At 33.9% G+C, this 25,962-nt stretch carries 25 protein-coding genes, 1 tRNA gene and 2 other annotated features (1 of these 28 only partly in view); all 26 genes read right to left on the bottom strand.

Features of this window, described 5'->3' with window-relative positions; translation table 11 throughout:
* Nucleotides 1–6 precede the first annotated feature (6 nt).
* The 26 genes from rplW to H8R92_RS09315 all read right to left on the bottom strand — a co-directional run bounded on the left by rplW (nucleotide 7) and on the right by H8R92_RS09315 (nucleotide 25,808).
* Nucleotides 7–303: a 50S ribosomal protein L23 gene (gene rplW, locus H8R92_RS09440; RefSeq protein WP_022211983.1), complete on the bottom strand. Its 297-nt coding sequence runs from the start codon at nucleotides 301–303 to the stop codon at nucleotides 7–9.
* A complete protein-coding gene (gene rplD, locus H8R92_RS09435) occupies nucleotides 303–923 on the bottom strand; it encodes a 50S ribosomal protein L4 (protein WP_022211982.1) in 621 nt (206 codons plus the stop codon). Before rplD ends, rplW begins: the two co-directional genes overlap by 1 nt.
* Before the next feature lie 24 nt (nucleotides 924–947).
* Nucleotides 948–1,577: a 50S ribosomal protein L3 gene (rplC, locus tag H8R92_RS09430; protein ID WP_022211981.1), complete on the bottom strand. Its 630-nt coding sequence runs from the start codon at nucleotides 1,575–1,577 to the stop codon at nucleotides 948–950.
* Between the two features lie 77 nt (nucleotides 1,578–1,654).
* Nucleotides 1,655–1,963 carry a 30S ribosomal protein S10 gene (rpsJ, locus tag H8R92_RS09425; protein ID WP_022211980.1) on the bottom strand — a complete coding sequence of 103 codons (309 nt, stop codon included), beginning with the start codon at nucleotides 1,961–1,963 and terminating at the stop codon, nucleotides 1,655–1,657.
* 595 nt (nucleotides 1,964–2,558) lie between these two features.
* Nucleotides 2,559–3,752, bottom strand: a complete 1,194-nt coding sequence (gene tuf, locus H8R92_RS09420) for an elongation factor Tu (protein ID WP_022212437.1) — start codon at nucleotides 3,750–3,752, stop codon at nucleotides 2,559–2,561.
* Nucleotides 3,753–3,910: 158 nt separating this feature from the next.
* Entirely contained in the window at nucleotides 3,911–5,977 is a 2,067-nt protein-coding gene (gene fusA, locus H8R92_RS09415; protein WP_022212149.1) for an elongation factor G, read from the bottom strand.
* Nucleotides 5,978–6,053: 76 nt separating this feature from the next.
* Complete coding sequence (gene rpsG, locus H8R92_RS09410; protein WP_022212148.1) at nucleotides 6,054–6,524, bottom strand: 30S ribosomal protein S7; 471 nt, start codon at nucleotides 6,522–6,524, stop codon at nucleotides 6,054–6,056.
* Between the two features lie 162 nt (nucleotides 6,525–6,686).
* Nucleotides 6,687–7,064 carry a 30S ribosomal protein S12 gene (gene rpsL / locus H8R92_RS09405; RefSeq protein WP_022212147.1) on the bottom strand — a complete coding sequence of 126 codons (378 nt, stop codon included), beginning with the start codon at nucleotides 7,062–7,064 and terminating at the stop codon, nucleotides 6,687–6,689.
* A gap of 51 nt (nucleotides 7,065–7,115) precedes the next feature.
* Entirely contained in the window at nucleotides 7,116–7,358 is a 243-nt protein-coding gene (locus tag H8R92_RS09400) for a L7Ae/L30e/S12e/Gadd45 family ribosomal protein (RefSeq protein WP_186835302.1), read from the bottom strand.
* 153 nt (nucleotides 7,359–7,511) lie between these two features.
* Nucleotides 7,512–11,045 carry a DNA-directed RNA polymerase subunit beta' gene (gene rpoC, locus H8R92_RS09395; RefSeq protein ID WP_022212145.1) on the bottom strand — a complete coding sequence of 1,178 codons (3,534 nt, stop codon included), beginning with the start codon at nucleotides 11,043–11,045 and terminating at the stop codon, nucleotides 7,512–7,514.
* A gap of 21 nt (nucleotides 11,046–11,066) precedes the next feature.
* Complete coding sequence (rpoB, locus tag H8R92_RS09390) at nucleotides 11,067–14,795, bottom strand: DNA-directed RNA polymerase subunit beta (protein ID WP_186835301.1); 3,729 nt, start codon at nucleotides 14,793–14,795, stop codon at nucleotides 11,067–11,069.
* A 290-nt stretch (nucleotides 14,796–15,085) separates the two neighbouring features.
* Nucleotides 15,086–15,451 carry a 50S ribosomal protein L7/L12 gene (gene rplL / locus H8R92_RS09385; RefSeq protein WP_022212143.1) on the bottom strand — a complete coding sequence of 122 codons (366 nt, stop codon included), beginning with the start codon at nucleotides 15,449–15,451 and terminating at the stop codon, nucleotides 15,086–15,088.
* 52 nt (nucleotides 15,452–15,503) lie between these two features.
* Nucleotides 15,504–16,007, bottom strand: coding sequence for a 50S ribosomal protein L10 (rplJ, locus tag H8R92_RS09380; RefSeq protein WP_186835321.1), 504 nt, complete (start codon nucleotides 16,005–16,007; stop codon nucleotides 15,504–15,506).
* 36 nt (nucleotides 16,008–16,043) lie between these two features.
* Nucleotides 16,044–16,166, bottom strand: a sequence feature (ribosomal protein L10 leader region).
* A 42-nt stretch (nucleotides 16,167–16,208) separates the two neighbouring features.
* Complete coding sequence (rplA, locus tag H8R92_RS09375; RefSeq protein ID WP_022212141.1) at nucleotides 16,209–16,898, bottom strand: 50S ribosomal protein L1; 690 nt, start codon at nucleotides 16,896–16,898, stop codon at nucleotides 16,209–16,211.
* Nucleotides 16,899–16,957: 59 nt separating this feature from the next.
* Entirely contained in the window at nucleotides 16,958–17,383 is a 426-nt protein-coding gene (gene rplK / locus H8R92_RS09370) for a 50S ribosomal protein L11 (RefSeq protein ID WP_022212140.1), read from the bottom strand.
* Between the two features lie 70 nt (nucleotides 17,384–17,453).
* Nucleotides 17,454–17,975 (bottom strand): transcription termination/antitermination protein NusG, encoded by a 522-nt coding sequence (nusG, locus tag H8R92_RS09365; protein ID WP_186835320.1) that lies wholly within the window; start codon nucleotides 17,973–17,975, stop codon nucleotides 17,454–17,456.
* 38 nt (nucleotides 17,976–18,013) lie between these two features.
* Nucleotides 18,014–18,244, bottom strand: coding sequence for a preprotein translocase subunit SecE (gene secE, locus H8R92_RS09360; protein ID WP_022212138.1), 231 nt, complete (start codon nucleotides 18,242–18,244; stop codon nucleotides 18,014–18,016).
* 59 nt (nucleotides 18,245–18,303) lie between these two features.
* Nucleotides 18,304–18,453 (bottom strand): 50S ribosomal protein L33, encoded by a 150-nt coding sequence (gene rpmG / locus H8R92_RS09355; protein WP_186835300.1) that lies wholly within the window; start codon nucleotides 18,451–18,453, stop codon nucleotides 18,304–18,306.
* Nucleotides 18,454–18,663: 210 nt separating this feature from the next.
* Nucleotides 18,664–19,857, bottom strand: a complete 1,194-nt coding sequence (tuf, locus tag H8R92_RS09350) for an elongation factor Tu (RefSeq protein ID WP_022212437.1) — start codon at nucleotides 19,855–19,857, stop codon at nucleotides 18,664–18,666.
* A gap of 68 nt (nucleotides 19,858–19,925) precedes the next feature.
* Nucleotides 19,926–20,001: transfer RNA gene (locus tag H8R92_RS09345), tRNA-Thr, on the bottom strand.
* A 75-nt stretch (nucleotides 20,002–20,076) separates the two neighbouring features.
* The gene (gene sigH, locus H8R92_RS09340) at nucleotides 20,077–20,691 is read right to left on the bottom strand and encodes an RNA polymerase sporulation sigma factor SigH (RefSeq protein ID WP_436231589.1); all 615 of its coding nucleotides are present in this window, start codon (nucleotides 20,689–20,691) and stop codon (nucleotides 20,077–20,079) included.
* A gap of 68 nt (nucleotides 20,692–20,759) precedes the next feature.
* Entirely contained in the window at nucleotides 20,760–21,269 is a 510-nt protein-coding gene (locus H8R92_RS09335; protein ID WP_022212435.1) for an NYN domain-containing protein, read from the bottom strand.
* A 25-nt stretch (nucleotides 21,270–21,294) separates the two neighbouring features.
* Complete coding sequence (gene rlmB, locus H8R92_RS09330) at nucleotides 21,295–22,167, bottom strand: 23S rRNA (guanosine(2251)-2'-O)-methyltransferase RlmB (RefSeq protein ID WP_022212434.1); 873 nt, start codon at nucleotides 22,165–22,167, stop codon at nucleotides 21,295–21,297.
* 16 nt (nucleotides 22,168–22,183) lie between these two features.
* A complete protein-coding gene (locus H8R92_RS09325; protein WP_022212433.1) occupies nucleotides 22,184–22,603 on the bottom strand; it encodes a Mini-ribonuclease 3 in 420 nt (139 codons plus the stop codon).
* A gap of 70 nt (nucleotides 22,604–22,673) precedes the next feature.
* Nucleotides 22,674–24,077: a cysteine--tRNA ligase gene (cysS, locus tag H8R92_RS09320; protein WP_186835298.1), complete on the bottom strand. Its 1,404-nt coding sequence runs from the start codon at nucleotides 24,075–24,077 to the stop codon at nucleotides 22,674–22,676.
* 21 nt (nucleotides 24,078–24,098) lie between these two features.
* Nucleotides 24,099–25,808 (bottom strand): proline--tRNA ligase, encoded by a 1,710-nt coding sequence (locus H8R92_RS09315; RefSeq protein ID WP_022212431.1) that lies wholly within the window; start codon nucleotides 25,806–25,808, stop codon nucleotides 24,099–24,101.
* Between the two features lie 118 nt (nucleotides 25,809–25,926).
* Nucleotides 25,927–25,962 (bottom strand) — a binding site (T-box leader) (it continues 142 nt past the right edge of the window).

Here is a 25,962-nt window from a genome sequence, read left to right as displayed (position 1 = left end):
TTATTATTATTGCATTCCTTCAAAGAATTCAATAGCTTTGCTGTCTTTAGCTAATGTTACGATAGCTTTCTTTTGGTCAGCTCTCTTTCCAACATGTACGCCCATTCTCTTAGTTTTTCCCATAGTTCTAACTGTTTGAACTTTTTCAACTTTAACACCGAAAACTTCTTCTACAGCTCTTTTTATTTGAACTTTGTTAGCGCTCATATGAACTATGAAAGTGTACTTATTTTCAGCCATTGCTGCCATACTCTTTTCAGTTATAACAGGCTTTCTGATTATATCGTGGCTTGTCATTCTCATTATGCGTACACCTCCTCGATTTTTGATACAGCATCCTTAGTCATTATAACTTTTGGATATTTTAATAAATCATAAACGTTGATGTTGTTTACAGGCATAACTGTAACACCTTCAATGTTTCTAGCTGATTTATATACTGCTTCATTTGATTCAGCAGTAACGATTAATGTTTTCTTAGCTTCGAATGCGTTTAACATTCCAACTACAGTCTTAGTTTTTGGAGCATCCATTACTAAGCTTTCTAATACTATCATTTCATCATTTTGAACTTTGCTTGTTAATGCTGATAACATAGCAACTCTTCTCATTGATTTAGGGATAGACATTCTGTAGCTTCTTGGCTTTGGTGCGAATACAACTCCACCTTTGATCCATTGAGGTGCTCTTATAGAACCTTGTCTAGCTCTACCAGTTCCTTTTTGTCTCCAAGGCTTGATTCCGCCTCCTCTAACCTCAGCTCTTGTTTTAGCTGATTGAGTTCCTTGTCTCTTGTTAGCTAATAATGCAACAACTACTTGGTGCATTGCGTCTGCATTTACTTCTGCAGCAAATATATTATCATTTAATTGGATTTCTCCAACTTGCTTTGCTTCTATGTTAAATAATCCTAACTTAGGCATTCTGTTTCCTCCTTTCTAAAGAAATTAAGCTTTAACTGCGTTTCTTATAACAACAGTGCTCTTGTTAGCTCCTGGGATACCACCCTTAACTAATATTAAGTTCTTTTCAGCTATTACTTTAACAACTTCTAAGTTTAATACAGTAGTGTTTTTAGCTCCCATATGCCCTGGCATTTTTTTGTTTTTGAAAGTTTTTGATGGATCAGAAGAAGCTCCCATTGAACCTACTGCTCTGTGGAACTTAGAACCGTGTGACATTGGTCCTCTGTTAGCATTCCATCTCTTGATAACCCCTTGGAATCCCTTTCCTTTAGAAACTCCTGATACGTCTACTTTATCTCCTGCAACGAAAACATCAGCAGTTATTTCTTGACCTACTTCATATTCGTTAGCATTTTCTAATCTGAATTCCTTTAAAGTTCTTCTTAAAGAAACACCAGCTTTAGCAAAGTGACCTTTTCTTGGGCTGTTAACTAATTTTTCTCTAACATCGCCAAATCCTACTTGTATTGCTTCATAACCATCTTTTTCGATAGTTTTCTTTTGAACAACAACACATGGACCAGCTTCTACTACAGTTACAGGAATAACTCTTCCATTTTCATCGAAAATTTGAGTCATACCAATTTTTTTACCTATTATAGCTTTTTTCATGTATTTACACCTCCCAAACGAATTAGCGGATTGCTTAGCAATCATAACCGTTCAAACTGTTTATTTAATTATTTAAATTAAAGCTTTATTTCGATATCAACACCTGCTGGTAAGTTTAATCTCATTAAAGCATCAACTGTCTTAGGTGATGGATTAACTATATCGATTAATCTCTTGTGTGTTCTTATTTCGAATTGTTCTCTAGAGTCTTTGTACTTATGTACAGCTCTTAATATTGTAACAACATCTTTCTCAGTTGGTAGAGGTATTGGACCTGCAACCTTTGCACCTGTAGATTTAGCTGTTTCAACAATTTTTTCAGCTGATTGATCTAATATAGTGTGATCAAAAGCTTTTAATCTGATTCTTATTTTTTGTTTTGACATTCTGGTTTCCCTCCTTTTCATGTACGCTTTACTTCTAACGCACAACAGTAGCTGTTCTGTAAACTGTTCCAGGTGTATCACACCTAAACATATAGCACACTACTGCCGTCGGATTCTAGATCCTGACTAGCTCCTCAAGAATACCCCGGAAGTCCGGCAACCTCTTGATTCATCGCATTATGCTACACAACTTCTTTATTATACTATGTTTATATATGTTAATCAAGACTTTTTTTTCGCCTTTTTGATTAATTTTTTCAATGCTTTTTAAAAACTTTAATTATTTTTTCGTCAGTTGTTACTTATAATTCTATATGGATTTATTGCTTTTTTCAACATATTTTTTATTTTAAATTTAACCTTATATTACTCTTATTTTTAACTTTCCCAATTATTAATATATTAAACATTTACTTTTTTCTATTTACTTCATTTAATTGATTATTTTCTTATAATATATAAAAAAAGAAAGCAAAGGCGTCCCTTTACTCTCTTTTTTTATTGTGATCACATTTATTTAACGCTATAAAATTTATTTAAAAGTTAAATTTGTTATTTTAGTAATTAAGATAGTTAAGCTATTCTAAAGTAGGAATTATCCTAAAACTTTAGTAACAACTCCTGAACCTACAGTTCTTCCACCTTCTCTGATGGCAAATCTTAATCCTTCATCCATAGCAACTTGAGTTATTAACTCAACGTTCATATCGATGTGGTCTCCTGGCATAACCATTTCCATACCTTCTGGTAATTTGATTGATCCAGTAACGTCAGTTGTTCTGAAGTAGAATTGTGGTCTGTATCCATCGAAGAATGGAGTATGTCTTCCACCTTCTTCTTTTTTAAGTACGTATACTTGACCTACAAACTTGCTGTGTGGCTTAATTGATCCAACTTTAGCTAAAACTTGACCTCTTTCGATTTCAGTTCTTTGGATACCTCTTAATAATACCCCTACGTTATCTCCAGCTTGTGCTTCATCTAGTAACTTTCTGAACATTTCGATTCCTGTTACTACTACTTTTCTGCTTTCTTCTGCTAAACCAACGATTTCAACTTCGTCAGATACGTGAAGTACACCAGTTTCAACTCTTCCAGTTGCAACAGTTCCTCTACCAGTGATTGTGAATACATCTTCTACTGGCATTAAGAAGTTCTTATCTGTAGCTCTTTCTGGAGTTGGGATGTAGCTATCAACAGCATCCATTAATTCCATGATACAAGCTGTTGCTTCTGGATCAGTTGGGTTTTCTAAAGCTCTTAATGCAGAACCTTTAATTACAGGGATATCATCTCCTGGGAAGTTGTATTCAGATAATAATTCTCTAACTTCCATTTCAACTAATTCTAATAATTCTTCATCGTCAACCATATCAGCTTTGTTTAAGAAAACAACGATGTAGTCAACACCAACTCTTGAAGCTAGTAGTATATGTTCTCTTGTTTGTGGCATTGGACCATCTGCTGCTGAACATACTAATATAGCACCGTCCATTTGAGCAGCACCAGTGATCATGTTCTTAACGTAGTCAGCATGTCCTGGACAGTCAACGTGAGCATAGTGTCTTGTTTCTGTTTCATATTCAACGTGAGCAGTGTTGATAGTGATTCCTCTTTCTTTTTCTTCTGGAGCCTTATCTATATCTGCATAGTTGAATGCTTCTGCATATCCTCTGTTTGCTAAAACAGTTGTGATTGCTGCTGTTAATGTAGTCTTACCGTGGTCAACGTGACCAATTGTTCCGATATTTACGTGTGGTTTACTTCTTTCGAATTTTTGCTTTGCCATTTGCAAATTCCTCCTTTTTGGAAATAAAATTATATGATTCATACTAATTATTATTATAATTAATATGTTTTCTAATTCATTATTTATATTTTTTAATATTTGTAATATTGACTATTATTATAATCAATATTACAAATAGTTATTACTTAATTAGTTAATTATTTAGCTCTATTACCAGCTATTTGTTCTTGAATGTTCTTTGGAACTTCTTCATAGTGATCAAATACCATTGAATAAACTCCTCTACCTTGAGATCTTGATCTTAAAGTAGTAGCATATCCAAACATTTCAGATAATGGTACGAATGCTCTTATAACTTGAGCTCCATTAACTGCTTCCATTCCTTCCATTCTACCTCTTCTTGAGTTGATATCACCGATAACATCTCCCATGTACTCTTCTGGTACAGTTACTTCAACCTTCATCATTGGTTCAAGTAATACTGGGCTTGCTTTTTGCATAGCATTTTTGAATGCCATAGATCCAGCAATTTTGAATGCCATTTCTGATGAATCGACTTCGTGGTATGAACCGTGAACTAATTTAACTCTGAAGTTAATAACTTCGTATCCAGCGATTATACCATTCTTAGCTGCTTCTTGGATACCAGCATCGATAGCAGGAATGTATTCTTTTGGAATAGCTCCACCAACGATAGCATTTTCAAATACGTATTCACCTTCAGTTGGTTCCATTTCAATAACAGCGTGACCGTATTGACCTTTACCACCTGATTGCTTAGCATATTTAGCTTCAGCTTTAACAGCTGATCTGATAGTTTCTTTGTAAGCAACTTGAGGAGCACCTACGTTACATTCAACTTTGAATTCTCTTTGTAATCTATCAACGATGATATCTAAGTGTAACTCACCCATACCAGCGATGATTGTTTGACCAGTTTCTTGATCTGTCCAAGTCTTGAAAGTTGGATCTTCTTCAGCAAGTTTAGCTAAAGCTAATCCCATCTTTTCTTGACCAGCCTTAGTTTTAGGCTCGATAGCAACTTCGATAACTGGTTCTGGGAATTCCATTGATTCTAATATGATTGGTGCATTTTCATCACATAAAGTGTCACCAGTAGTAGTGTTCTTTAATCCGATGATTGCTCCTAATTCACCTGCTTCTAATGCTTCAACTTCTTCTCTAGTGTTTGAATGCATCTTAACAAGTCTTCCGATTCTTTCTTTCTTACCTTTTGTTGAGTTAAGAACGTAAGAACCACTGTTCATTACACCTGAATAGATTCTTGTAAATGCTAATTTACCAACGAATGGGTCAGTAGCAATCTTGAATGCTAAAGCAGACATTGGTGCATCGTCTGAAGCTGGTCTTGAATCTTCTTCTCCATCTAAGTTTGTTCCAGTTACAGCTGGAATATCTAATGGTGATGGTAAGTAAGCAACAACACCGTTAATCATTTCTTGAACACCTTTGTTCTTGTATGAAGAACCACAAATACATGGTACTATTTCATTAGCTATAGTAGCTTTTCTTAAAGCAGCATGTAATTCTTCTTCTGTTAATTCTTCACCTTCAAGGTATTTTTCCATTAATGTTTCATCAGTTTCAGCGATAGCTTCTATCATAGCCATTCTGTATTCTTCTGCTTGATCAGCTAATTCTGCAGGAATTTCTTCAATTCTTACATCTTTACCTAAATCATCATAAGTAATAATAGCATGGTTTGATATTAAGTCAATCATACCTTTGAATTCTGATTCAGCACCTACTGGTATTTGTATTGGAACTGCATTAGCTTTTAATCTATCTCTTACAGTGTTAACACATCTGAAGAAGTCAGCACCTGTAGCATCCATTTTGTTTACATAAATCATTCTTGGTACTTTGTACTTATCTGCCTGTCTCCAAACAGTTTCAGTTTGAGGTTCAACCCCACTCTTAGCATCAAGAACTGTTACAGCACCGTCAAGAACTCTTAAAGATCTTTCAACTTCTACTGTAAAATCTACGTGTCCTGGAGTATCTATTATGTTTAATTCGTGTCCATTCCACATACAAGTTGTTGCTGCAGAAGTAATTGTTATACCTCTTTCTTGTTCTTGAACCATCCAGTCCATAGTCGCAGCACCTTCGTGTACTTCACCTATTTTATGGCTTCTACCAGTGTAGAATAATATACGCTCAGTTGTTGTTGTTTTACCAGCATCAATGTGAGCCATGATTCCGAAGTTACGGAATTTGTCTAATGGATATTTTCTAGCCATTGTATATCCTCCTCTCAATGAGTAATTTTATATTCGACAAAACTGCTTTGGCATAAGCCAAAACAGTTTCAGTTTATTAATATCTGTAGTGAGCGAATGCTTTATTAGCTTCTGCCATTTTGTGAGTGTCTTCTCTCTTCTTAACAGCAGCTCCAGTATTGTTAGCTGCATCTAATAATTCTCCAGCTAATCTTTCAGCCATAACTTTTTCGCCTCTTTTTCTAGCAGCTGCTAGTATCCATCTTAAACCTAAAGTTTGTCTTCTCTCTGGTCTAACTTCTATTGGAACTTGGTAGTTAGCACCACCTATTCTTCTAGCTTTTACTTCTAATAAAGGCATAACATTGTTTAAAGCTTCTTCGAATACTTCTAAAGCATCTCTGCCTGTTTTTTGCGCCATTATTTCAAACGCATCGTAGCATATTTTTTGAGCTACTCCTTTTTTACCATCTTCCATAACATTGTTTATTAACTTAGTAACAACCTTTGAGTTATACATTGGATCTGGTAATACATCTCTTTTAGCGATAAATCCTTTTCTTGGCACTTTTCTTCCCTCCTTAATCACTTTTTACTTTTAAGTCATCGGTACTCGGCAACACTTTACATTTGCCGCAAAGTGCTTCGCTTCTTACATCTATATAAATCTAATTAAATTTCTTTAAATCTATGTAAATGCCGAAGATAAGCACTATCTTAGTTTAAGAAACTATTTTTGTTTTGGTCTCTTAGCACCGTATTTAGATCTTCCTTGCATTCTGTTAGCTACACCAGCACAGTCAAGTGCCCCTCTTACGATGTGGTATCTAACCCCAGGAAGGTCCTTAACTCTACCACCTCTTATAAGAACAACGCTGTGCTCTTGTAAGTTGTGTCCTACACCACCGATATATGCAGTAACTTCGAATCCATTTGTAAGTCTTACTCTGGCAACTTTTCTTAAAGCTGAGTTAGGCTTCTTTGGAGTAGTAGTCTTAACAACTGTACAAACTCCTCTTCTTTGTGGACATTCATTTAATGCTGGTGCTGTTGATTTGTTAGCAGCAGATTTTCTTCCTTTTCTAACTAATTGGCTTATAGTTGGCATTTTTTCACCTCCTGAAATTTATTTATCTATATAAATAAGATAAACACAAATTTATTTTTCTATGATTAATGTTGCTGCACTTCTAACTTCAATACCGCTCATCAATCCTAGTTCCTTCATTGTAGAAACTTCTACAATTTTTATGTTTTCTTTTTCCGCTAGCTCTATCAAAGGTGATATCAATCTAGCGTCTGCATCATTAGCTACATATAAAACCTTGCCTTTGCCAAGTTTTATAAATTTTAGACATTGTTTTATTCCAATAACTTTCTTTTCTACAATCTTGTCTAACATGAATCCCCCTCCTAATCTTAGTTCAGGGAGGCATGCTTCAACAAGTTTGCCTCCATGAATCATGTAGACAATCATATTGTAGTGTAGCTTTATAAATCACACAATTGGTATTTTATCATTTAAGCATACACATGTCAATAAAATTGCACTGTATTATTCTATAGTATTTGTAATTTCGACTTCTTCCTCATCGCCTTTTACATCTACATTTAATGATCTATATTTCATCATACCTGTACCAGCTGGAATTAACTTACCTATAATAACATTTTCTTTCAATCCAACTAGTGGGTCTATCTTACCTTTAATAGCTGCTTCTGTAAGAACTCTAGTAGTTTCTTGGAATGATGCTGCTGATAAGAAACTATCAGTTGCAAGTGCAGCCTTAGTGATACCTAATAATGCGATTTCACCTTGTGCTTCTTCTCCACCAAACTCTCTAACTCTAGCATTTTCAGCATTGTAATCGAACATATCTATCATAGTTCCTGGTAATAATTCAGTATCTCCTGGTTCGCTTACTTTAACCTTTCTAGTCATTTGTCTAACAACAACTTCTAAGTGCTTATCGTTGATATCAACCCCTTGAAGTCTGTAAACTTTTTGTACTTCTGAAAGTAAGTATTCTCTAGCACCATCAACACCTTTAATAGCCATAATATCATGTGGATTTACTGAACCTTCAGTAATAACATCCCCAGCTTCTATTATGTCATCGTTAGTTACTTTTAATCTTGATCCAAATGGAATTTCATAACTACGTTCTTCGCCTTCAGCTGTCATTACGTGTACCGTTCTCTTCTTCTTAGTTTCTTCAACTCTTACAGTACCACTAACTTCTGAAACTATAGCAAGCCCCTTTGGTTTTCTAGCTTCAAATAATTCTTCAACTCTAGGAAGACCTTGAGTGATATCGGCACCGGCAACCCCACCTGTATGGAATGTTCTCATTGTAAGCTGAGTACCAGGTTCACCGATTGATTGTGCAGCTATTATACCAACAGCTTCACCAATATTTATTTTTTGTGCTGTTGCTAAGTTCATACCATAACATTTAGCACAAACACCTATTTTACTGTTACATGTGAATACAGATCTTATTCTAACTTCTTTAACGCCTGAATCAGCTATCTTATCAGCCATGTGAGATTCAATAAATGTATCTCTTGGTAATAATAATTCACCTGTTTCTGGGTGGAAGATATCTTCAGCTGTATATCTACCATATAATCTTTCAGCTAATCCTTCGATTACTTCGTTTCCTTCTTTAATTTCAGAAACTAATAATCCTTCTTCAGTTCCACAATCTATTTCTCTTACGATAACATCTTGTGATACGTCAACAAGTCTTCTAGTTAAGTAACCTGAATCCGCTGTCTTAAGTGCTGTATCGGCATTACCCTTTCTCGCACCGTGTGTTGATAAGAAGTATTCAAGTACGTCAAGACCTTCTCTGAATGATGCCTTGATTGGTAACTCGATAATCTTACCTGATGGAGCAGCCATAAGCCCTCTCATCCCTGCTAATTGTTTGATTTGTGCCTTAGAACCTCTAGCTCCTGAATCAGCCATCATGAATATTGGATTAAACTTATCCATACTATCCATAAGTGCGTTGGCTACATCTTCAGTTGTCTTAGTCCAAGTAGCAATAACTCTCTCATATCTTTCATCATCAGATATGAATCCTCTTTTGTACATCTTTTCTATCTTATCTACAGTTGCTTCTGCTTCAGCTAGTAAAGTGTACTTAGCTTCTGGAACGACCATATCAGACGCTGCTACTGTAATAGCACCAATTGATGAATAGTGGTATCCTAAAGCTTTTATGTTATCTAACATTATTGATGTGTTAGTTGGACCGTGCTTAATATAACACTTATCAATAAGTTTTCCTAATGTCTTCTTAGTAATTAAGAAATCAACTTCAAGATTAAACATAGTTTCTGGATTTTCTCTATCAACATATCCTAAATCTTGTGGAATTGATTCATTGAACATTATCTTACCTACAGTAGTCTTAATTATTCCATGTTTCATTTCACCATTAACTTCTCTAAACATTCTTACATTGATTAATGCGTGAATATCTATAGCTTTAACGTTGTATGCCATTATAGCTTCGTCTACTGATGCAAAATAACTTCCTTCACCTTTACATCCTTCTTTATCCATTGTCAAATAGTATGAACCAAGAACCATATCTTGTGTAGGAACACAAACTGGCTTACCATCAGATGGTTTCATGATATTTCCAGCTGCAAGCATTAAGAATCTTGCTTCTGCTTGAGCTTCTACTGATAATGGAACGTGAACCGCCATTTGGTCACCATCGAAGTCAGCATTGTATGCTGTACATACTAATGGGTGAAGCTTGATTGCTCTACCTTCAACTAATACAGGTTGGAATGCTTGAATACCAAGTCTGTGTAGAGTAGGAGCACGGTTAAGTAATACTGGATGATCAGTAATAACTTCTTCAAGTATATCCCATACTTGATTGTTTACTCTTTCTACCATTCTCTTAGCACTCTTAATATTGTGAGCTATTCCATCTTCAACTAGTTTCTTCATTACGAAAGGCTTGAATAATTCTAAAGCCATTTCCTTTGGTAAACCACATTGGTACATTTTTAATTCAGGTCCAACAACGATAACTGATCTTCCTGAATAGTCAACTCTCTTACCAAGTAAGTTTTGTCTAAATCTACCTTGCTTACCTTTAAGCATATCTGATAATGATTTAAGGGCTCTGTTTCCAGGACCTGTTACTGGTCTTCCCCTTCTACCGTTATCTATAAGAGCATCAACAGCTTCTTGAAGCATTCTCTTTTCATTTCTAACGATTATATCAGGAGCTCCTAAATCTAAAAGCTTCTTTAATCTGTTATTTCTGTTGATAACTCTTCTATATAAGTCATTTAAATCAGATGTTGCAAATCTTCCACCATCTAATTGAACCATTGGTCTTAAGTCTGGTGGTATTACAGGAATTACGTTTATAACCATCCATCTTGGATCATTTCCTGATTTTCTGAAAGATTCTACTACTTCTAATCTTCTGATAACTCTTATTTTCTTTTGTCCGCTGCTAGTTTTTAGCTCTTCTTTTAATTCTTTTGATTGAGATTCTAAGTCTATTTCACCTAGTAACTCTTGAACAGCTTCAGCACCCATTCCAGCTACAAAGCTTTCTTCACCAAACTTATCTACTGCTTCTCTATATTCTTTTTCGCTTAAAAGCTGTTTCTTTAATAAAGAAGTTTCCTTTGGATCAATAACTACATAAGAAGCAAAATAAAGTATCTTTTCAAGTGCTCTTGGTGACATATCTAAAAGTAATCCCATTCTAGATGGAATACCTTTGAAGTACCAAATGTGAGAAACGGGAGCAGCAAGCTCTATGTGCCCCATTCTTTCTCTTCTTACCTTAGCTTTAGTAACTTCAACACCACATCTATCACAAACAATACCTTTGTATCTTACTCTCTTATATTTACCACAATGACACTCCCAGTCTTTCATAGGTCCAAAAATTCTTTCACAGAATAGACCATCTCTTTCAGGCTTAAGTGTTCTATAGTTAATTGTTTCAGGTTTTTTAACTTCACCTCTTGACCATTCTCTTATCTGATCTGGAGAAGCTAATCCTATTTGTATAGCATCAAAATTGTTTAATTCAAACAAGGGTATATCCTCCCTTCAATATTAGTGTTCATCGTTGACAAAATCGTCTAAATCTAACTCTTCATGGAACCCATCTAATGTAAATGCATCTAAATCTATATCTTCTTCAACATCTATGTCAGCATCTACTTCATTGTTATCATTAGCTGAAATATAACTATCATCTGCAACAGATTGTGTATTTCCTAAATCTTCAGTTCCCTCTATGTTAACTTCTAAATCTTCTATATCATCTTCGCTAAATTCTTTTAATTTAACTTCTTCGTTATTATCATTTAATACTTTAACATCTAAGCATAAAGCTTGTAATTCTTTAATAAGAACCTTAAATGATTCTGGTACTCCTGGTTCAGGGATGTTTTCTCCCTTAACAATAGCTTCATATGTCTTAACTCTTCCTACAACATCATCTGATTTAACAGTTAATATTTCTTGTAATGTATGAGCAGCACCATATGCTTCTAAAGCCCAAACTTCCATTTCCCCAAATCTTTGACCACCAAATTGTGCCTTACCTCCTAATGGTTGTTGTGTAACAAGTGAGTAAGGTCCTGTTGATCTTGCGTGGATCTTATCATCAACTAAATGGGCAAGCTTTAAGATATACATTATACCTACCGTTACTTCATTATCAAATGGTTCACCTGTTCTACCATCGTATAGTACAGTCTTTCCATTTGCATTATATCCAGCTTCTTCTAAATATTTTTCAATATCTTTTTCTGTAGCACCATCAAATACAGGAGTAGCTATGTGCCATCCTAATTTGCTTGAAGCCCATCCTAAGTGAACTTCTAATACCTGCCCGATATTCATACGTGATGGAACCCCTAATGGATTTAAACAAATTTGTAATGGTCTACCATCTGGTAAGAATGGCATATCTTCTTCTGGTAATACTCTTGAGATAACCCCTTTATTACCGTGACGTCCAGCCATCTTATCCCCAACAGAAATTTTTCTCTTTTGAGCGATATAACATCTAACAAGTTCATTAACTCCTGGATTTAATTCATCACCGTTTTCTCTAGTGAATATCTTAACATCAACTATGATACCAGCTTCACCATGTGGTACTCTTAATGATGTATCTCTTACTTCTCTAGCTTTTTCACCGAAAATAGCTCTTAATAATCTTTCTTCAGCTGTTAATTCAGTTTCTCCCTTAGGTGTTACTTTACCAACTAGGATATCCCCTGATCTAACTTCAGCACCAATTCTGATTATACCTCTATCATCAATGTTTTTAAGAGCATCTTCACTTACGTTTGGTATGTCTCTTGTTATTTCTTCTGGTCCTAACTTAGTATCTCTAGCTTCACATTCATACTCTTCAATGTGTATTGAAGTAAATACATCTTCTCTAACTAATTCTTCTGAAATTAGCATCGCATCTTCGTAGTTATAACCTTCCCAAGTTATGAATCCCATTCTGATGTTTTTACCTAATGCTATTTCTCCTAAATCTGTAGCTGGACCATCTGCTAATACTTGGTTCTTAAATACCATTTCTCCCTTATCAACTAAAGGTCTTTGGTTTATACAAGTACCTGGGTTACTTCTCTTAAATTTAAGTAATTTATAAGTATCAATTCCACCGTCTGCATCTCTCTTGATTCTGATTTCATCAGCACTTACATAAACAACTGTACCTGAGTTTTTAGCCTTAGGTAAAACTCCTGAATCAGCAGCTGCTCTATACTCAATTCCTGTACCAACGATAGGTGCTTGTGGCTTTAATAATGGAACCGCTTGACGTTGCATGTTGGCTCCCATCAGTGCTCTAGAAGCATCATCGTTCTCTAAGAATGGAATCATTGCTGTTGCAACAGAAACTATTTGTCTTGGAGATACGTCGATTAAATCTACTTGTGATGCATTAACTACTAATGTATCATCTTTATGTCTTACAGTTACTCTACTTTCAACAAACTTATTATCAGGTCCAATCGGTTCCTTAGCTTGTGCTATTAAGTATAAATCTTCTTCATCAGCTGTGAAGTATCTTATTTCATCTGTAACCGTTCCAGTTTCTTTATCTACAATTCTATATGGAGTTTCAATAAATCCATATTCATTAACCTTAGCATAAGTTGCTAATGAGTTAATAAGACCTATATTTGGTCCTTCAGGAGTTTCTATTGGACACATTCTACCATAATGAGAATGATGAACGTCTCTTACTTCAAACCCAGCTCTTTCTCTTGAAAGTCCTCCTGGTCCTAAAGCTGATAATCTTCTCTTGTGAGTTAATTCTGATAATGGATTTGTTTGATCCATGAATTGTGATAATTGTGAGCTACCAAAGAATTCTTTTATAGCAGCTGCAACTGGTCTTATATTGATTAGCATTTGTGGTGTAATAGCTTCTTGGTCTTGAATAGTCATTCTTTCCTTAACTACTCTTTCCATTCTTGATAAACCAATTCTAAATTGGTTTTGAAGTAATTCACCAACAGATCTTAATCTTCTATTTCCTAAATGATCAATATCATCTGTATAACCTATACCATAAGCTAAACCTATTTCGTAACTAATTGTTGCGAAAATATCGTCTCTAACTATATGTTTTGGTATTAATCTAGTGATATTTTTCTTTATTTCTTCCTTAATTGTAGCTTCATCATCATAATTGTCTAATATTTCCATTAGAGTTGGATAATGAACAGCCTCTCTTATATTTAAATCACTTATATCAAATGGTACAACCTTATTGATATCTACAAAGTAGTTACCAATTACTCTAACTACTCTATCTTCAACTAATACATCTACGGAATTTATTCCAGCACATTGTATTGCTTCAGCCATTTCTCTGCTAATTTTTTCACCTTGTTCAACCATTACTTCTCCAGTTGAAGGGTTAATAATGTCAACAGCAGCGATTTGATTTATTAATCTTAAATTAATAGCTAACTTTCTATTAAATTTATATCTACCTACTCTAGATAAGTCATATCTTTTAGCATCAAAGAATAATGAATCAATTAAAGATACAGCGCTATCCACAGTTGGTGGTTCACCTGGTCTTAATCTCTTATATATTTCTAATAATGCTTCTTCTCTAGTTTTAGTATTATCTTTTTCAATTGTAGCCTTAAATCTTTCTTCTTCACCAAAGTACTCAAGTAACTCTTGGTCGCTTCCATAACCCATAGCTCTTGCTAAAATACTTATAGGTAACTTTCTTGTCTTATCTATTCTTACATAGATAACATCATTTGAATCGGTTTCGTACTCTAACCAAGCACCTCTATTAGGTATTACAGTTGAAGCAAATAATTTCTTACCACTCTTATCAATTGTGTTGCTGTAATAAACACCTGGTGATCTAACTAACTGGCTTACAACAACTCTCTCAGCCCCGTTAATTATGAAAGTACCTTGCTCAGTCATTAATGGGAAATCTCCCATAAATACTTCTTGTTCTTTTATTTCTCCAGTATCATTGTTAGTTAGTCTAACTGATACTTTTAGTGGTGCCGCATAAGTAGAATCTCTCTCTTTACACTCTTCCACTGAGTATTTAATATTATCCATATCTAGTTTGTAGTCTACAAACTCAAGTACAAGATTTCCAGTAAAATTTGATATAGGATTTATATCATCAAATACTTCAAGTAATCCTTCTTTAAGGAACCACTCATACGAATCTAATTGTACTTCAATTAAATTTGGCATTTCGGTTACATCTTTAACCTTAGCAAAACTCATTCTTGTTCTTTTTCCGACTTGGACAGGATGTACCATGAATCTTCACCCCTTGTATAAAAGTAAAATAACCAAAAGCATAATTTCCCTAAGGACTTTTGCTTTCGGAGAGCATCACGTTCTAGTATAACCAACCATTAGTTAATTATACCTATTTTCTTAAGAATATATAATATCCCATATTGAATAGTACATTTGATAATAGTATCATAACCTTAATCATTTGTCAATATTCACTTTTTCTTTTTTCTTTCATTTTTCTACCCTTACATATAAGAGCAAGAAAAAAGGTGCTATAAAGCACCTTTTATATATAATTTCTAAAGAAATTATTTAACTTCTACTTCAGCTCCAACTTCAGCTAATTTAGCTTTCATGTCTTCAGCTTCTTCTTTAGAAACAGCTTCCTTTAATGTCTTAGGAGCTCCATCAACTATTTCCTTAGCTTCTTTTAATCCTAATCCAGTTAATTCTCTAACAACTTTGATTACTTTAATCTTGTTAGCACCAGCGTTAGCTAATACTACGTCGAATTCTGTTTTTTCTTCTGCTGCAGCACCTGCAACAGCTCCACCTACAACAGCAACTGGAGCAGCAGCGCTAACACCAAATTCCTCTTCGCAAGCAGTTACTAATTCGTTTAATTCTAAAACTGTCATTTCTTTTATAGCTTGAATGATATCTTCTCTTGTCATTTTAATTGCACCTCCAAAAATTTTAAAAAACAATGTGTCTTATATCAGTTTATTATTCAGCTGATTCTGATTCTTTTTTATCTTTAATTGCATTAATTAAATATGCAAAGTTTGATAATGGAGCTTTGAAGCTTCCAAGAAGTTTTGCAATAAGCACTTCTTTTGATGGGATAGTTGCAAGTTTTTCAACTCCAGTCTTGTCATAAACAATACCGTCAACAATACCAGCTTTTAACTCTAATTTCTTGTGATCTTTAGCGAAGTTATTTAATACTCTTGCTGGAGCAGTAGCATCTTCGTATCCGAATGCTATTGAAACTGGCCCTTCTAAGTATTGAACTACATCACCTAATCCTAATTCGTTAGCAGCTCTTGTTACTAAAGAGTTTTTGTAAACTTTGTATTCAACACCAGCTTCTCTTAAACTCTTTCTTAGCATTGTATCTTCTTCAACTGATAAACCTTGGTAATCAGCTAAAACAACACCTTGAGCTTTTTCTAACTTTTCTTTGATTTCAAGAACTTTAGCTTCTTTAATTTGTCTGTTCTTCTTTATCACTGTGTGTCCACCTCCTCACAGTTTAAAAACTGTTTTCTTAATAAGAAAGGTCTTCCTTGTAGACGCAGGAAGACCCAATATATAATCGGAACTCCTCGGTAGGTAACTATTACGTCTTGCGACACCCACTGTCTACGGAAGTTATATTCTTTTTTTCAACAAAATTTATTATAATATAGACTTTTTTTTATGTCAATACTAATCTAAAACTTTTGTTGGGTTAATTTTAGCTCCAGGACCCATTGTGCTTGAAACAGATACAGATTTGATGTATTGTCCCTTAGCAGCAGCTGGTTTAGCTTTTACTAAAGCATCCATTAAAGTCTTGAAGTTATCTTGTAATTTTTCTGCACCGAAAGATTTCTTTCCGATTGGGCAGTGAACGATAGCAGTTTTATCAACTCTGTATTCAACCTTACCAGCTTTAATATCAGCTATAGCTTTAGCTACATCAAATGTAACTGTTCCTGATTTAGGGTTTGGCATTAATCCCTTAGGTCCTAATACTCTACCTAATCTACCAACAACACCCATCATATCTGGAGTTGCAACAACTACATCGTAGTCAAACCAGTTTTCACCTTGGATCTTTTGAACTAATTCATCAGCTCCAACGAAATCTGCTCCTGCTTCTTGAGCTTCTTTAGCTTTATCACCTTTAGCGAATACTAAAACTTTTACTGATCTACCAGTTCCATGTGGAAGAACTACTGCTCCTCTTACTTGTTGATCAGCATGTCTTGGGTCTACCCCTAATCTTACGTGTAATTCGATTGTTTCATCGAATTTTGCTTTAGCAGTTTTAACAGCTAAATCTAAAGCTTCAGCTGGTGTATATAAAACGCTTTTGTCAACTAATTTTGAACTTTCAACATATTTCTTTCCCATTGTTATGCCTCCTTTGTGGTTTTAGCGGTTTTTACCTCCCACTATTTAAAAACTTAGAATTACTCAGTTATAGTAACACCCATACTCTTAGCTGTTCCTTCGATCATGCTCATAGCAGTTTCGATTGATGCAGCATTTAAATCAGGCATTTTTAATTCAGCAATTTTTCTAACTTGCTCTTTTGTTAAGCTACCAACTTTAGTTCTGTTTGGTACTCCTGAACCGCTTTCTAATCCTAATTCTTTTTTAATTAAAACTGCAGCTGGTGGAGTTTTTAATATAAAGCTGAATGATCTATCTTGATATACTGTAATTACTACTGGTATTATTAATCCAGCTTGGTTAGCAGTTTTTGCGTTGAATTCCTTACAGAATCCCATGATGTTAACACCGTGTTGTCCTAATGCTGGCCCAACTGGTGGTGCTGGTGTTGCCTTTCCTGCAGGAAGTTGTAATTTTATCATTCCTGTTACTTTCTTAGCCATTTACTATTCCTCCCTATAATGTGGTAATACGGACTTTTTGCCCTCCCACTTAATTAAACATTAGTTTTTATTAAACTAATTTTTCTACTTGGTTAAAATCTAATTCGGCTAAAGTTTCTCTGCCGAACATGTCGATTAAAGCTTTCATCTTGTGCTTTTCTAGATTGATTTCCTGGATAATAGCCACGAATCCTTTTAAAGGTCCAGAGATAACTTCAACACTCTCCCCTACTTCTAAATCAATTTCTATAGCACTTTCTGAAATGCCCATAGATTCAACTTCTTCATCAGTAAGCGGAACTGGTTTAGATCCTGGTCCAACAAATCCTGTAACTCCTCTTGTATTTCTAACAACGTACCAAGACTCATCTGTCATGAACATTCTTACAAGAACATACCCTGGAAATTTCTTTTTTAAAGAAACTTTTTGTTTACCATCTTTTTCTTCGATAACTTCTTCCATTGGAACTTGTATATCTAAAAGTAAAGATTCAAGGTTTCTATTTTCTACAGTTTTTTCAAGATTAGCTTTAACCTTATTCTCATAACCTGAGTATGTATGTACTACATACCATCTTGCTCTTTCACTCATATTTACTCTAGATGAGAAACTCACCTAAACCTCCTTTATTACAAATTAAAAATAAACTTAAAGAGGTTTGTAAAAATTAAATCTAACCCGCCAACTAATATTAAATATATTAGCACGACTACTCCTACAGCAATTAATGCTTTTTTAGTATCATCTTTTGAAGGCCAAGTTATCCTCTTAACTTCTGCTTTCATCTCTTTAAAAAATTTAAAGTGATTATTCTTTTCAGAAGCCTTACTTTTTATATTTACATTTTCTTTAACAGCCATCACTTCACATCCTTAAAACTATTGTGAATATGTGTCATTTTTAAACAAGCTAATTAAAATTATTTTGTTTCTTTGTGATTAGTATGTGTCTTACAGAATCTGCAATACTTCTTCATTTCCATTCTGTCTGGATTGTTTTTCTTGTTTTTCATTGTGTTGTAGTTTCTTTGCTTACACTCTGTGCATGCTAATGTTATTTTAACTCTCACAGTCTGCACCTCCAGTTATTAATTAATATATTAAGTCTGTATGCTATTGTGCTATTCATATTCATTAATTACTTAAACACTCTAACATAAAGGCTTTATTATGTCAATAATATTAGCTTTCTAAAGGACTAGGTAATGAAACCCAGTCCTTTTCCAATATTACTTAATATCATTATATTATATTAAACATTTTTTATGTTAAAGTAGGAATTATCCTAAAACTTTAGTAACAACTCCTGAACCTACAGTTCTTCCACCTTCTCTGATGGCAAATCTTAATCCTTCATCCATAGCAACTTGAGTTATTAACTCAACGTTCATATCGATGTGGTCTCCTGGCATAACCATTTCCATACCTTCTGGTAATTTGATTGATCCAGTAACGTCAGTTGTTCTGAAGTAGAATTGCGGTCTGTATCCATCGAAGAATGGAGTATGTCTTCCACCTTCTTCTTTTTTAAGTACGTATACTTGACCTACGAACTTGCTGTGTGGCTTAATTGATCCAACTTTAGCTAAAACTTGACCTCTTTCGATTTCAGTTCTTTGGATACCTCTTAATAATACCCCTACGTTATCTCCAGCTTGTGCTTCATCTAGTAACTTTCTGAACATTTCGATTCCTGTTACTACTACTTTTCTGCTTTCTTCTGCTAAACCAACGATTTCAACTTCGTCAGATACGTGAAGTACACCAGTTTCAACTCTTCCAGTTGCAACAGTTCCTCTACCAGTGATTGTGAATACATCTTCTACTGGCATTAAGAAGTTCTTATCTGTAGCTCTTTCTGGAGTTGGGATGTAGCTATCAACAGCATCCATTAATTCCATGATACAAGCTGTTGCTTCTGGATCAGTTGGGTTTTCTAAAGCTCTTAATGCAGAACCTTTAATTACAGGGATATCATCTCCTGGGAAGTTGTATTCAGATAATAATTCTCTAACTTCCATTTCAACTAATTCTAATAATTCTTCGTCATCAACCATATCAGCTTTGTTTAAGAAAACAACGATGTAGTCAACACCAACTCTTGAAGCTAGTAGTATATGTTCTCTTGTTTGTGGCATTGGACCATCTGCTGCTGAACATACTAATATAGCACCGTCCATTTGAGCAGCACCAGTGATCATGTTCTTAACGTAGTCAGCATGTCCTGGACAGTCAACGTGAGCATAGTGTCTTGTTTCTGTTTCATATTCAACGTGAGCAGTGTTGATAGTGATTCCTCTTTCTTTTTCTTCTGGAGCCTTATCTATATCTGCATAGTTGAATGCTTCTGCATATCCTCTGTTTGCTAAAACAGTTGTGATTGCTGCTGTTAATGTAGTCTTACCGTGGTCAACGTGACCAATTGTTCCGATATTTACGTGTGGTTTACTTCTTTCGAATTTTTGCTTTGCCATTTGCAAATTCCTCCTTATATTATTTTAATAAACTCTGCCTAGCGTTTGCATACATATATCTTATAAATTGGAGCTCACGATCGGGATTGAACCGACGACCTCCGCCTTACCAAGGCGACGCTCTGCCGACTGAGCTACGTGAGCATTAAAGTGTATTTCACTTTAATATACCAATTATAAAGTTTACTAGCATTTGTTTTTTTTGTCAATATGATTTTTCTATTTTTGTTCCTTGCTAGCTAAGCATTTTTCTAACTTTCTTTTAACTCTCTGCAATGCATTATCAATTGATTTTGCCTGTACGTCCAAATCACATGCAATTTCTTGATATGATTTGCCATCTAGGTAACTTTGGAATACTTCTTTCTCTAAATCAGAAAGCACTCTTTCAATTTGATCTTCAATTAATTTCTTCTGTTCTTGGCCTATGATTAGCTCCTCAGGATCACTGACCTTTATACTTGATAATATATCCAATAATGTTCTATCTGATTCATCATCCGATACTGGTTTATTTAATGAAACATAAGTATTTAACGGTATATGCTTCTGTCTAGTTGCAGTCTTTATTGCCGTTATAATCTGCCTTGTTACACATAGTTCTGCAAAAGCTTTAAAAGTTGTAGCCTTTTCAAAGTTAATATCCCTTATAGCCTTATATAATCCAATCATTCCTTCTTGGTAGATATCTTCCTTATCGGCTCCTATTAAAAAATATGACTTGGTCTTGGCCTTAACAAAGCTTTCATACTTTGAAATTATGTATTCTTGAGCTCTTACATCCCCATTTTTAGCATCTATCACTATACTCCTTTCAATTTCATCTTCATCCATAAGTAGATCGTTTGAAACTTCTTTGCTACACATATGACCTCCTATTTACAGTATAATTCTCAAACCCTTTAACTTCTTCTCATTGCTTCTAATTTTTTCAAAACATCATCATCTATATTGTCTAGAAGGACATTCTTATCACTTGAATTTACTTTCTTAGAATTATGTTTAATATCTTCATTGGTCTTAAAAACCAAATTATAAAATTCTATACTTGAAATTCTTACTGCACCTCTTTGGAATATTGTTTGTTGCTCTAAAGAATCAGATGTCACAACATGCACCTCATATTTTCTTCCAATATGATTTACTTCCTTTTCAATATATGCATCTGCAGTTACTCCATCCTTAGTAAATATAACCACAAGGTTCTTGTTATATTCATATTTACTTTCCCTATTGCCTGCTACCTTGTATCCATCAAAAACTAATATTACTTTACATCCATTAATAGCACCATAATTATCTAAAATATCTATCAACTTTTGTCTTGCGCTTTCTAAACTAATGCTTTTTTCTTTTTTTAGGATGTCCCAACTGTTTACAACATTGTACCCATCAACAAATACAAATCTCACTTTAGACCTCGTATATTAATAACAATTACTTTGTTATTCTTCCTTTTAATACCTCGTACATCATTATACCACCTGCAACTGATGCATTTAAAGAGTTAATTTTCCCAATCATAGGTATTTTTACAAGAACATCACATTTTTTCAAAGTTAAATTAGATATCCCTTTACCTTCGCTACCAATTACTATAGCACAAGGTCCTCCAAAATCCACATTATAGCTATAATCTTTTCCTTCGATATCTGCTCCATATATCCATATTCCTTTTTCTTTTAGAGTATCAATAGTTGCATTAACATTTGTTACCTTTGCTATTCTCATATGTTCAACTGCTCCTGCTGAACATTTATAAACTGTAGATGTAACTCCAACATTTCTTCTCTTTGGAATTATTATTCCATGAACACCACATAATTCCGCTGTTCTTATAATTGAACCAAGATTATGTGGATCTTCAATTTCATCAAGTATGATAATAAATGGTTGTTCATTTTTCTTTTCAGCATATGCTAAAATATGTTCTACTTCTGAATATTTAAATGGAGTCACTCTGGCAATAAGTCCTTGGTGAACTAACCCCCCACTCATAGAATCTAGTTTTCTTCTATCAACTTCCTTAACAACAATATTCTTTTCTTTAGCTAAAGCTAAGGCTACTTTAGCAGAACCTTCCAAATCTCCTTTACTCACATATAGAGCTTCAACAGTTCTATCACCTTTCAATGCTTCAATTACAGCATTTCTTCCTAGAACCAAATCTTCATTTACAACTTCGTTATCCCCATATCCTTGAGTATTTACTCTATTTCCTTTAGATACATATTCAGTTCTTGACGTTTCTCTTCTGTTTTTCTTCTTTTCTACATTTTCTCTTCTTTTTGGATTTTCTCTCTTTGTCATATAAAAAAACTCCTTACTATTTGCTTATGTCTATTGTTACAGCTTTACTTAATATATAATTTAATCTTTCATAATCTCCTATTAAATGCAAATATCCTACCAATGCTTCAAAGCCTGTTGCCATTCTATAATCTCTTACATCAGCATTCTTAGGCACTGTTGCTGACTTGGCATTTCTGCCTCTCTTGAAAATATAGCTTTCTTCTTCTGTAAGCTCCTCTTCTAATGAATGCATTATAGCTGATTGATTCTTTGCTTTTACATATCCTATAGCTTTAACATGTATTTTATGCGCTGATAAACTCATATTATTGGCTAATATATAATTTCTTATGTACAGTTCATATACTGCATCACCTATAAGTGCTAACTGTAATGGATTTAATAATTTTGCATCCTTAGCACTAAATTCTTTTTCTCTATAATCTTGAAGCACTTACTTCACCACTCTCTATTTTTTATTAACTTATAACATTGAAGCTGTCAAAAATGACAGCTCCCTTTTTTTAATTTTCTTTTTTCCATCTCACGCCTTGTGGTGTGTCTATTAAAACAATTCCTCTGGCTTTTAAATCATCTCTTATTTTATCAGCTAAAGCAAAATCCCTATTCTTTCTTGCTTCTTGTCTTTGTTCAATTAAACGTTCTATTTCATCTTCTAAACTTTCTTTTTTTGTTTGCTTTTGAAGCATTCCTAAAGGTGCTCCTAAGCTTCTTATTAATTCTAATGCCTTTTCACATAATTCTTTTGATGAATCTATTGTTATATTAGTATTGTAATCTCTAACTAAATCAAATAATACTGTAATTGCATCAGCTGTATTGAAGTCATCATCCATCTTTTCAATATATCTTTCTTTATATGCATTTAATTTCTCAAGATATTTAACTTCTTCTTTTGTCATCTTTTCAGTAGTTACTTCATTAATTAAATTTTCTAAATTATCTATTGCATTATATAATCTTTCCACTGAAGCTTTTGCTGAATCTAATAATTCAGTGCTGAAATTTAACTGTACTCTATAATGTGCTGAAAGCATTAAGAATCTAATAACATCTCCATCATAAGCCTTTAGAGCATCTCTAGCTGTTAAGAAGTTATTTAAAGACTTAGACATTTTTTGATTATTTACGTTTAAATATGCTGAATGCATCCAATACTTAGCAAAAGGCTTTCCTGTTAAAGCTTCACTTTGTGCTATTTCATTCTCATGATGTGGGAATGCTAAATCCATTCCACCAGCATGTATATCAATAGTTTCTCCTAACAACTTTTTAGCCATACATGAACATTCTATATGCCATCCTGGTCTTCCTGGTCCCCATGGACTTTCCCAAGCTGGCTCACCTGGTTTTTGAGCTTTCCAAATAGCAAAATCCATTGGATCTTCTTTTCTTTCATCAACATTTATTCTAGCACCAGCTTGTAAGTCTTCTAAATTTTGCTTTATAAGTTTACCATAACCTTCAAACTTCTTAGTTCTGAAATAAACATCACCATTTACTTCATAAGCAAATCCTTTCTCTATAAGTCCAGATACAAATTCAATTATATCATCAATAAATTCTGTAGCTCTTGGATTGCATGTTGCTCTTTCTATATTTAATCCATCAGCATCTTGATAATATTCGGCTATATACTTATCTCCTACTTCTTTAACAGTAGTATTATCTTCATTAGCTTTCTTTATCATCTTATCATCTATATCTGTAAAGTTTTGTATAAATTCAACTTCATACCCTCTATATTCAAAATATCTTCTTACTGTATCAAATATAATGAATGTCCTTGCATTTCCAACATGAAAGAAGTTATATACTGTAGGTCCACAAACATACATCTTAATTTTACTTGGATTTAATGGTACAAATTCTTCTTTACTTCTCGTTAAAGTATTAAAAATTTTCATTAGACATACTCCCTTTAAATTTTATAATTTTATATTATTATTTTGGAACTCATCTCTTACTCTTGAAACAACTTCTTCTATTTTTATTGTTTCCATCTCTCCATCTCTTAACTTAAATTCAACCTCACCATCAGTAATCTTTTTACCAACTGTAACTCTCATTGGAACTCCAATAAGTTCAGAATCCTTGAATTTAACTCCCGCTCTTTCATTTCTATCGTCTAATAAAGCATCAACACCAATAGCTCTTAATTCTTCATATAACTTATTAGCTATTTCCATTTGTGCCTCATCTTTAATATTTACTGGTATTACTGAAATATGGTATGGTGCTACTGATAAAGGCCATATAATCCCATTTTCATCATGATGTTGTTCTACAATTGAAGCTAAAGTTCTTGTTACACCTATTCCATAGCATCCCATTATAAATGGTTTTTCCTTACCATTTTCATCAATAAATGTTGCATTCATAGCTTCAGAATACTTAGTTCCTAATTTAAATATATGCCCTACTTCTGTTCCTCTTGAAATAGTAACTTCTCCGCCACATTCTGGGCATTTCTCTCCAGCTGTTATATTTCTAAAATCACCAACAGTTCCTGTAAAGTCTCTGCCGTAATTAACATTTTCTATATGATATGCTGTTTCGTTAGCTCCAACTATGAAGTTATACATCTTACTTACTTCTTCATCTACTAATAATTCATCAACTTTTATACCTATTGGTCCTGCAAACCCTATTTGTGCATTTGTTGCTGCAAATACTTCTTCTGCTGAAGCCATATCTAAGTTTATTACTCCACCTAAAGCATTAGATACTTTAACTTCATTAACTTCTCTATCCCCTCTTACCATTACAGCAACTATTCTGCCATCTGCATTATATATTAATGTCTTAGCAAATTTCTTTTCAGTTGTGTTAAAGAATTTAACTAATTCTTCAATAGTTCTAGCATTTGGTGTTTCTGTCTTAATAATTTCTTTTAACTCCTCTACTTCAACAACTTCTACTGTTGAAGGAGCTTTTTCTATATTAGCAGCATAATCACAACATGTGCAGAATACTACATCATCTTCTCCAACTTCTGATCTAACCATAAATTCAGCTGAATTTGATCCACCTATTGCACCTGAATCTGCTTCAACACATTTTGCATCTATACCACATCTGTTAAATATATTAATATATGCTGCATGCATCTTATCATATGAAGCATCTAATCCAGCTTGATCCTTATCAAAGCTATATGCATCCTTCATAACAAATTCTCTTGATCTCATAACACCAAATCTAGGTCTTCTTTCATCTCTATATTTAGTTTGTATTTGATAAAGGTTTACTGGAAGTTGTTTATAGGATTTTATTTCTGTTCTGGCTATATCAGTGAATACTTCTTCATGTGTTGGTCCAAGACAATAGTCTCTATTATTTCTATCTTTTAATCTGAACATTTCTGCTCCGTAAACATCCCATCTTCCTGATTCTTGCCATAATTCAGCTGGAAGCATTGCTGAAGCTAAAAATTCTTGTGCTCCTGCCGCATTCATTTCTTCTCTTACTATTTCTTCTACATTTTTTAAAGCCTTTAATCCTAATGGCATATAGTTATAAATTCCTGCAGCCATCTTTCTAATCAACCCTGCTCTAAGCATTAGCTTATGGCTATCTATTTCTGCTTCTGCTGGAACTTCTCTTAATGTTGAAACTAACATATTTGACATTTTCATAGTATTTTCCTCCTGTTATATAAGTCAATGTTATATATATGATGGCTTTGAAATACTCTTTATCCTTTTATCATCATCCATCATTAATAATTTATAAATAAAAAGTTCACCCTAATATAATTAGGGCGAACTTATAGTCGCGGTACCACCTAAA

Source organism: Clostridium lentum (assembly GCF_014287815.1).
Classification (GTDB): Bacteria; Bacillota; Clostridia; order Clostridiales; family Clostridiaceae; genus Clostridium; species Clostridium lentum.
Note: the sequence above shows the minus strand (reverse complement) of the source record. Positions and strands in the feature narration are given on the sequence as shown.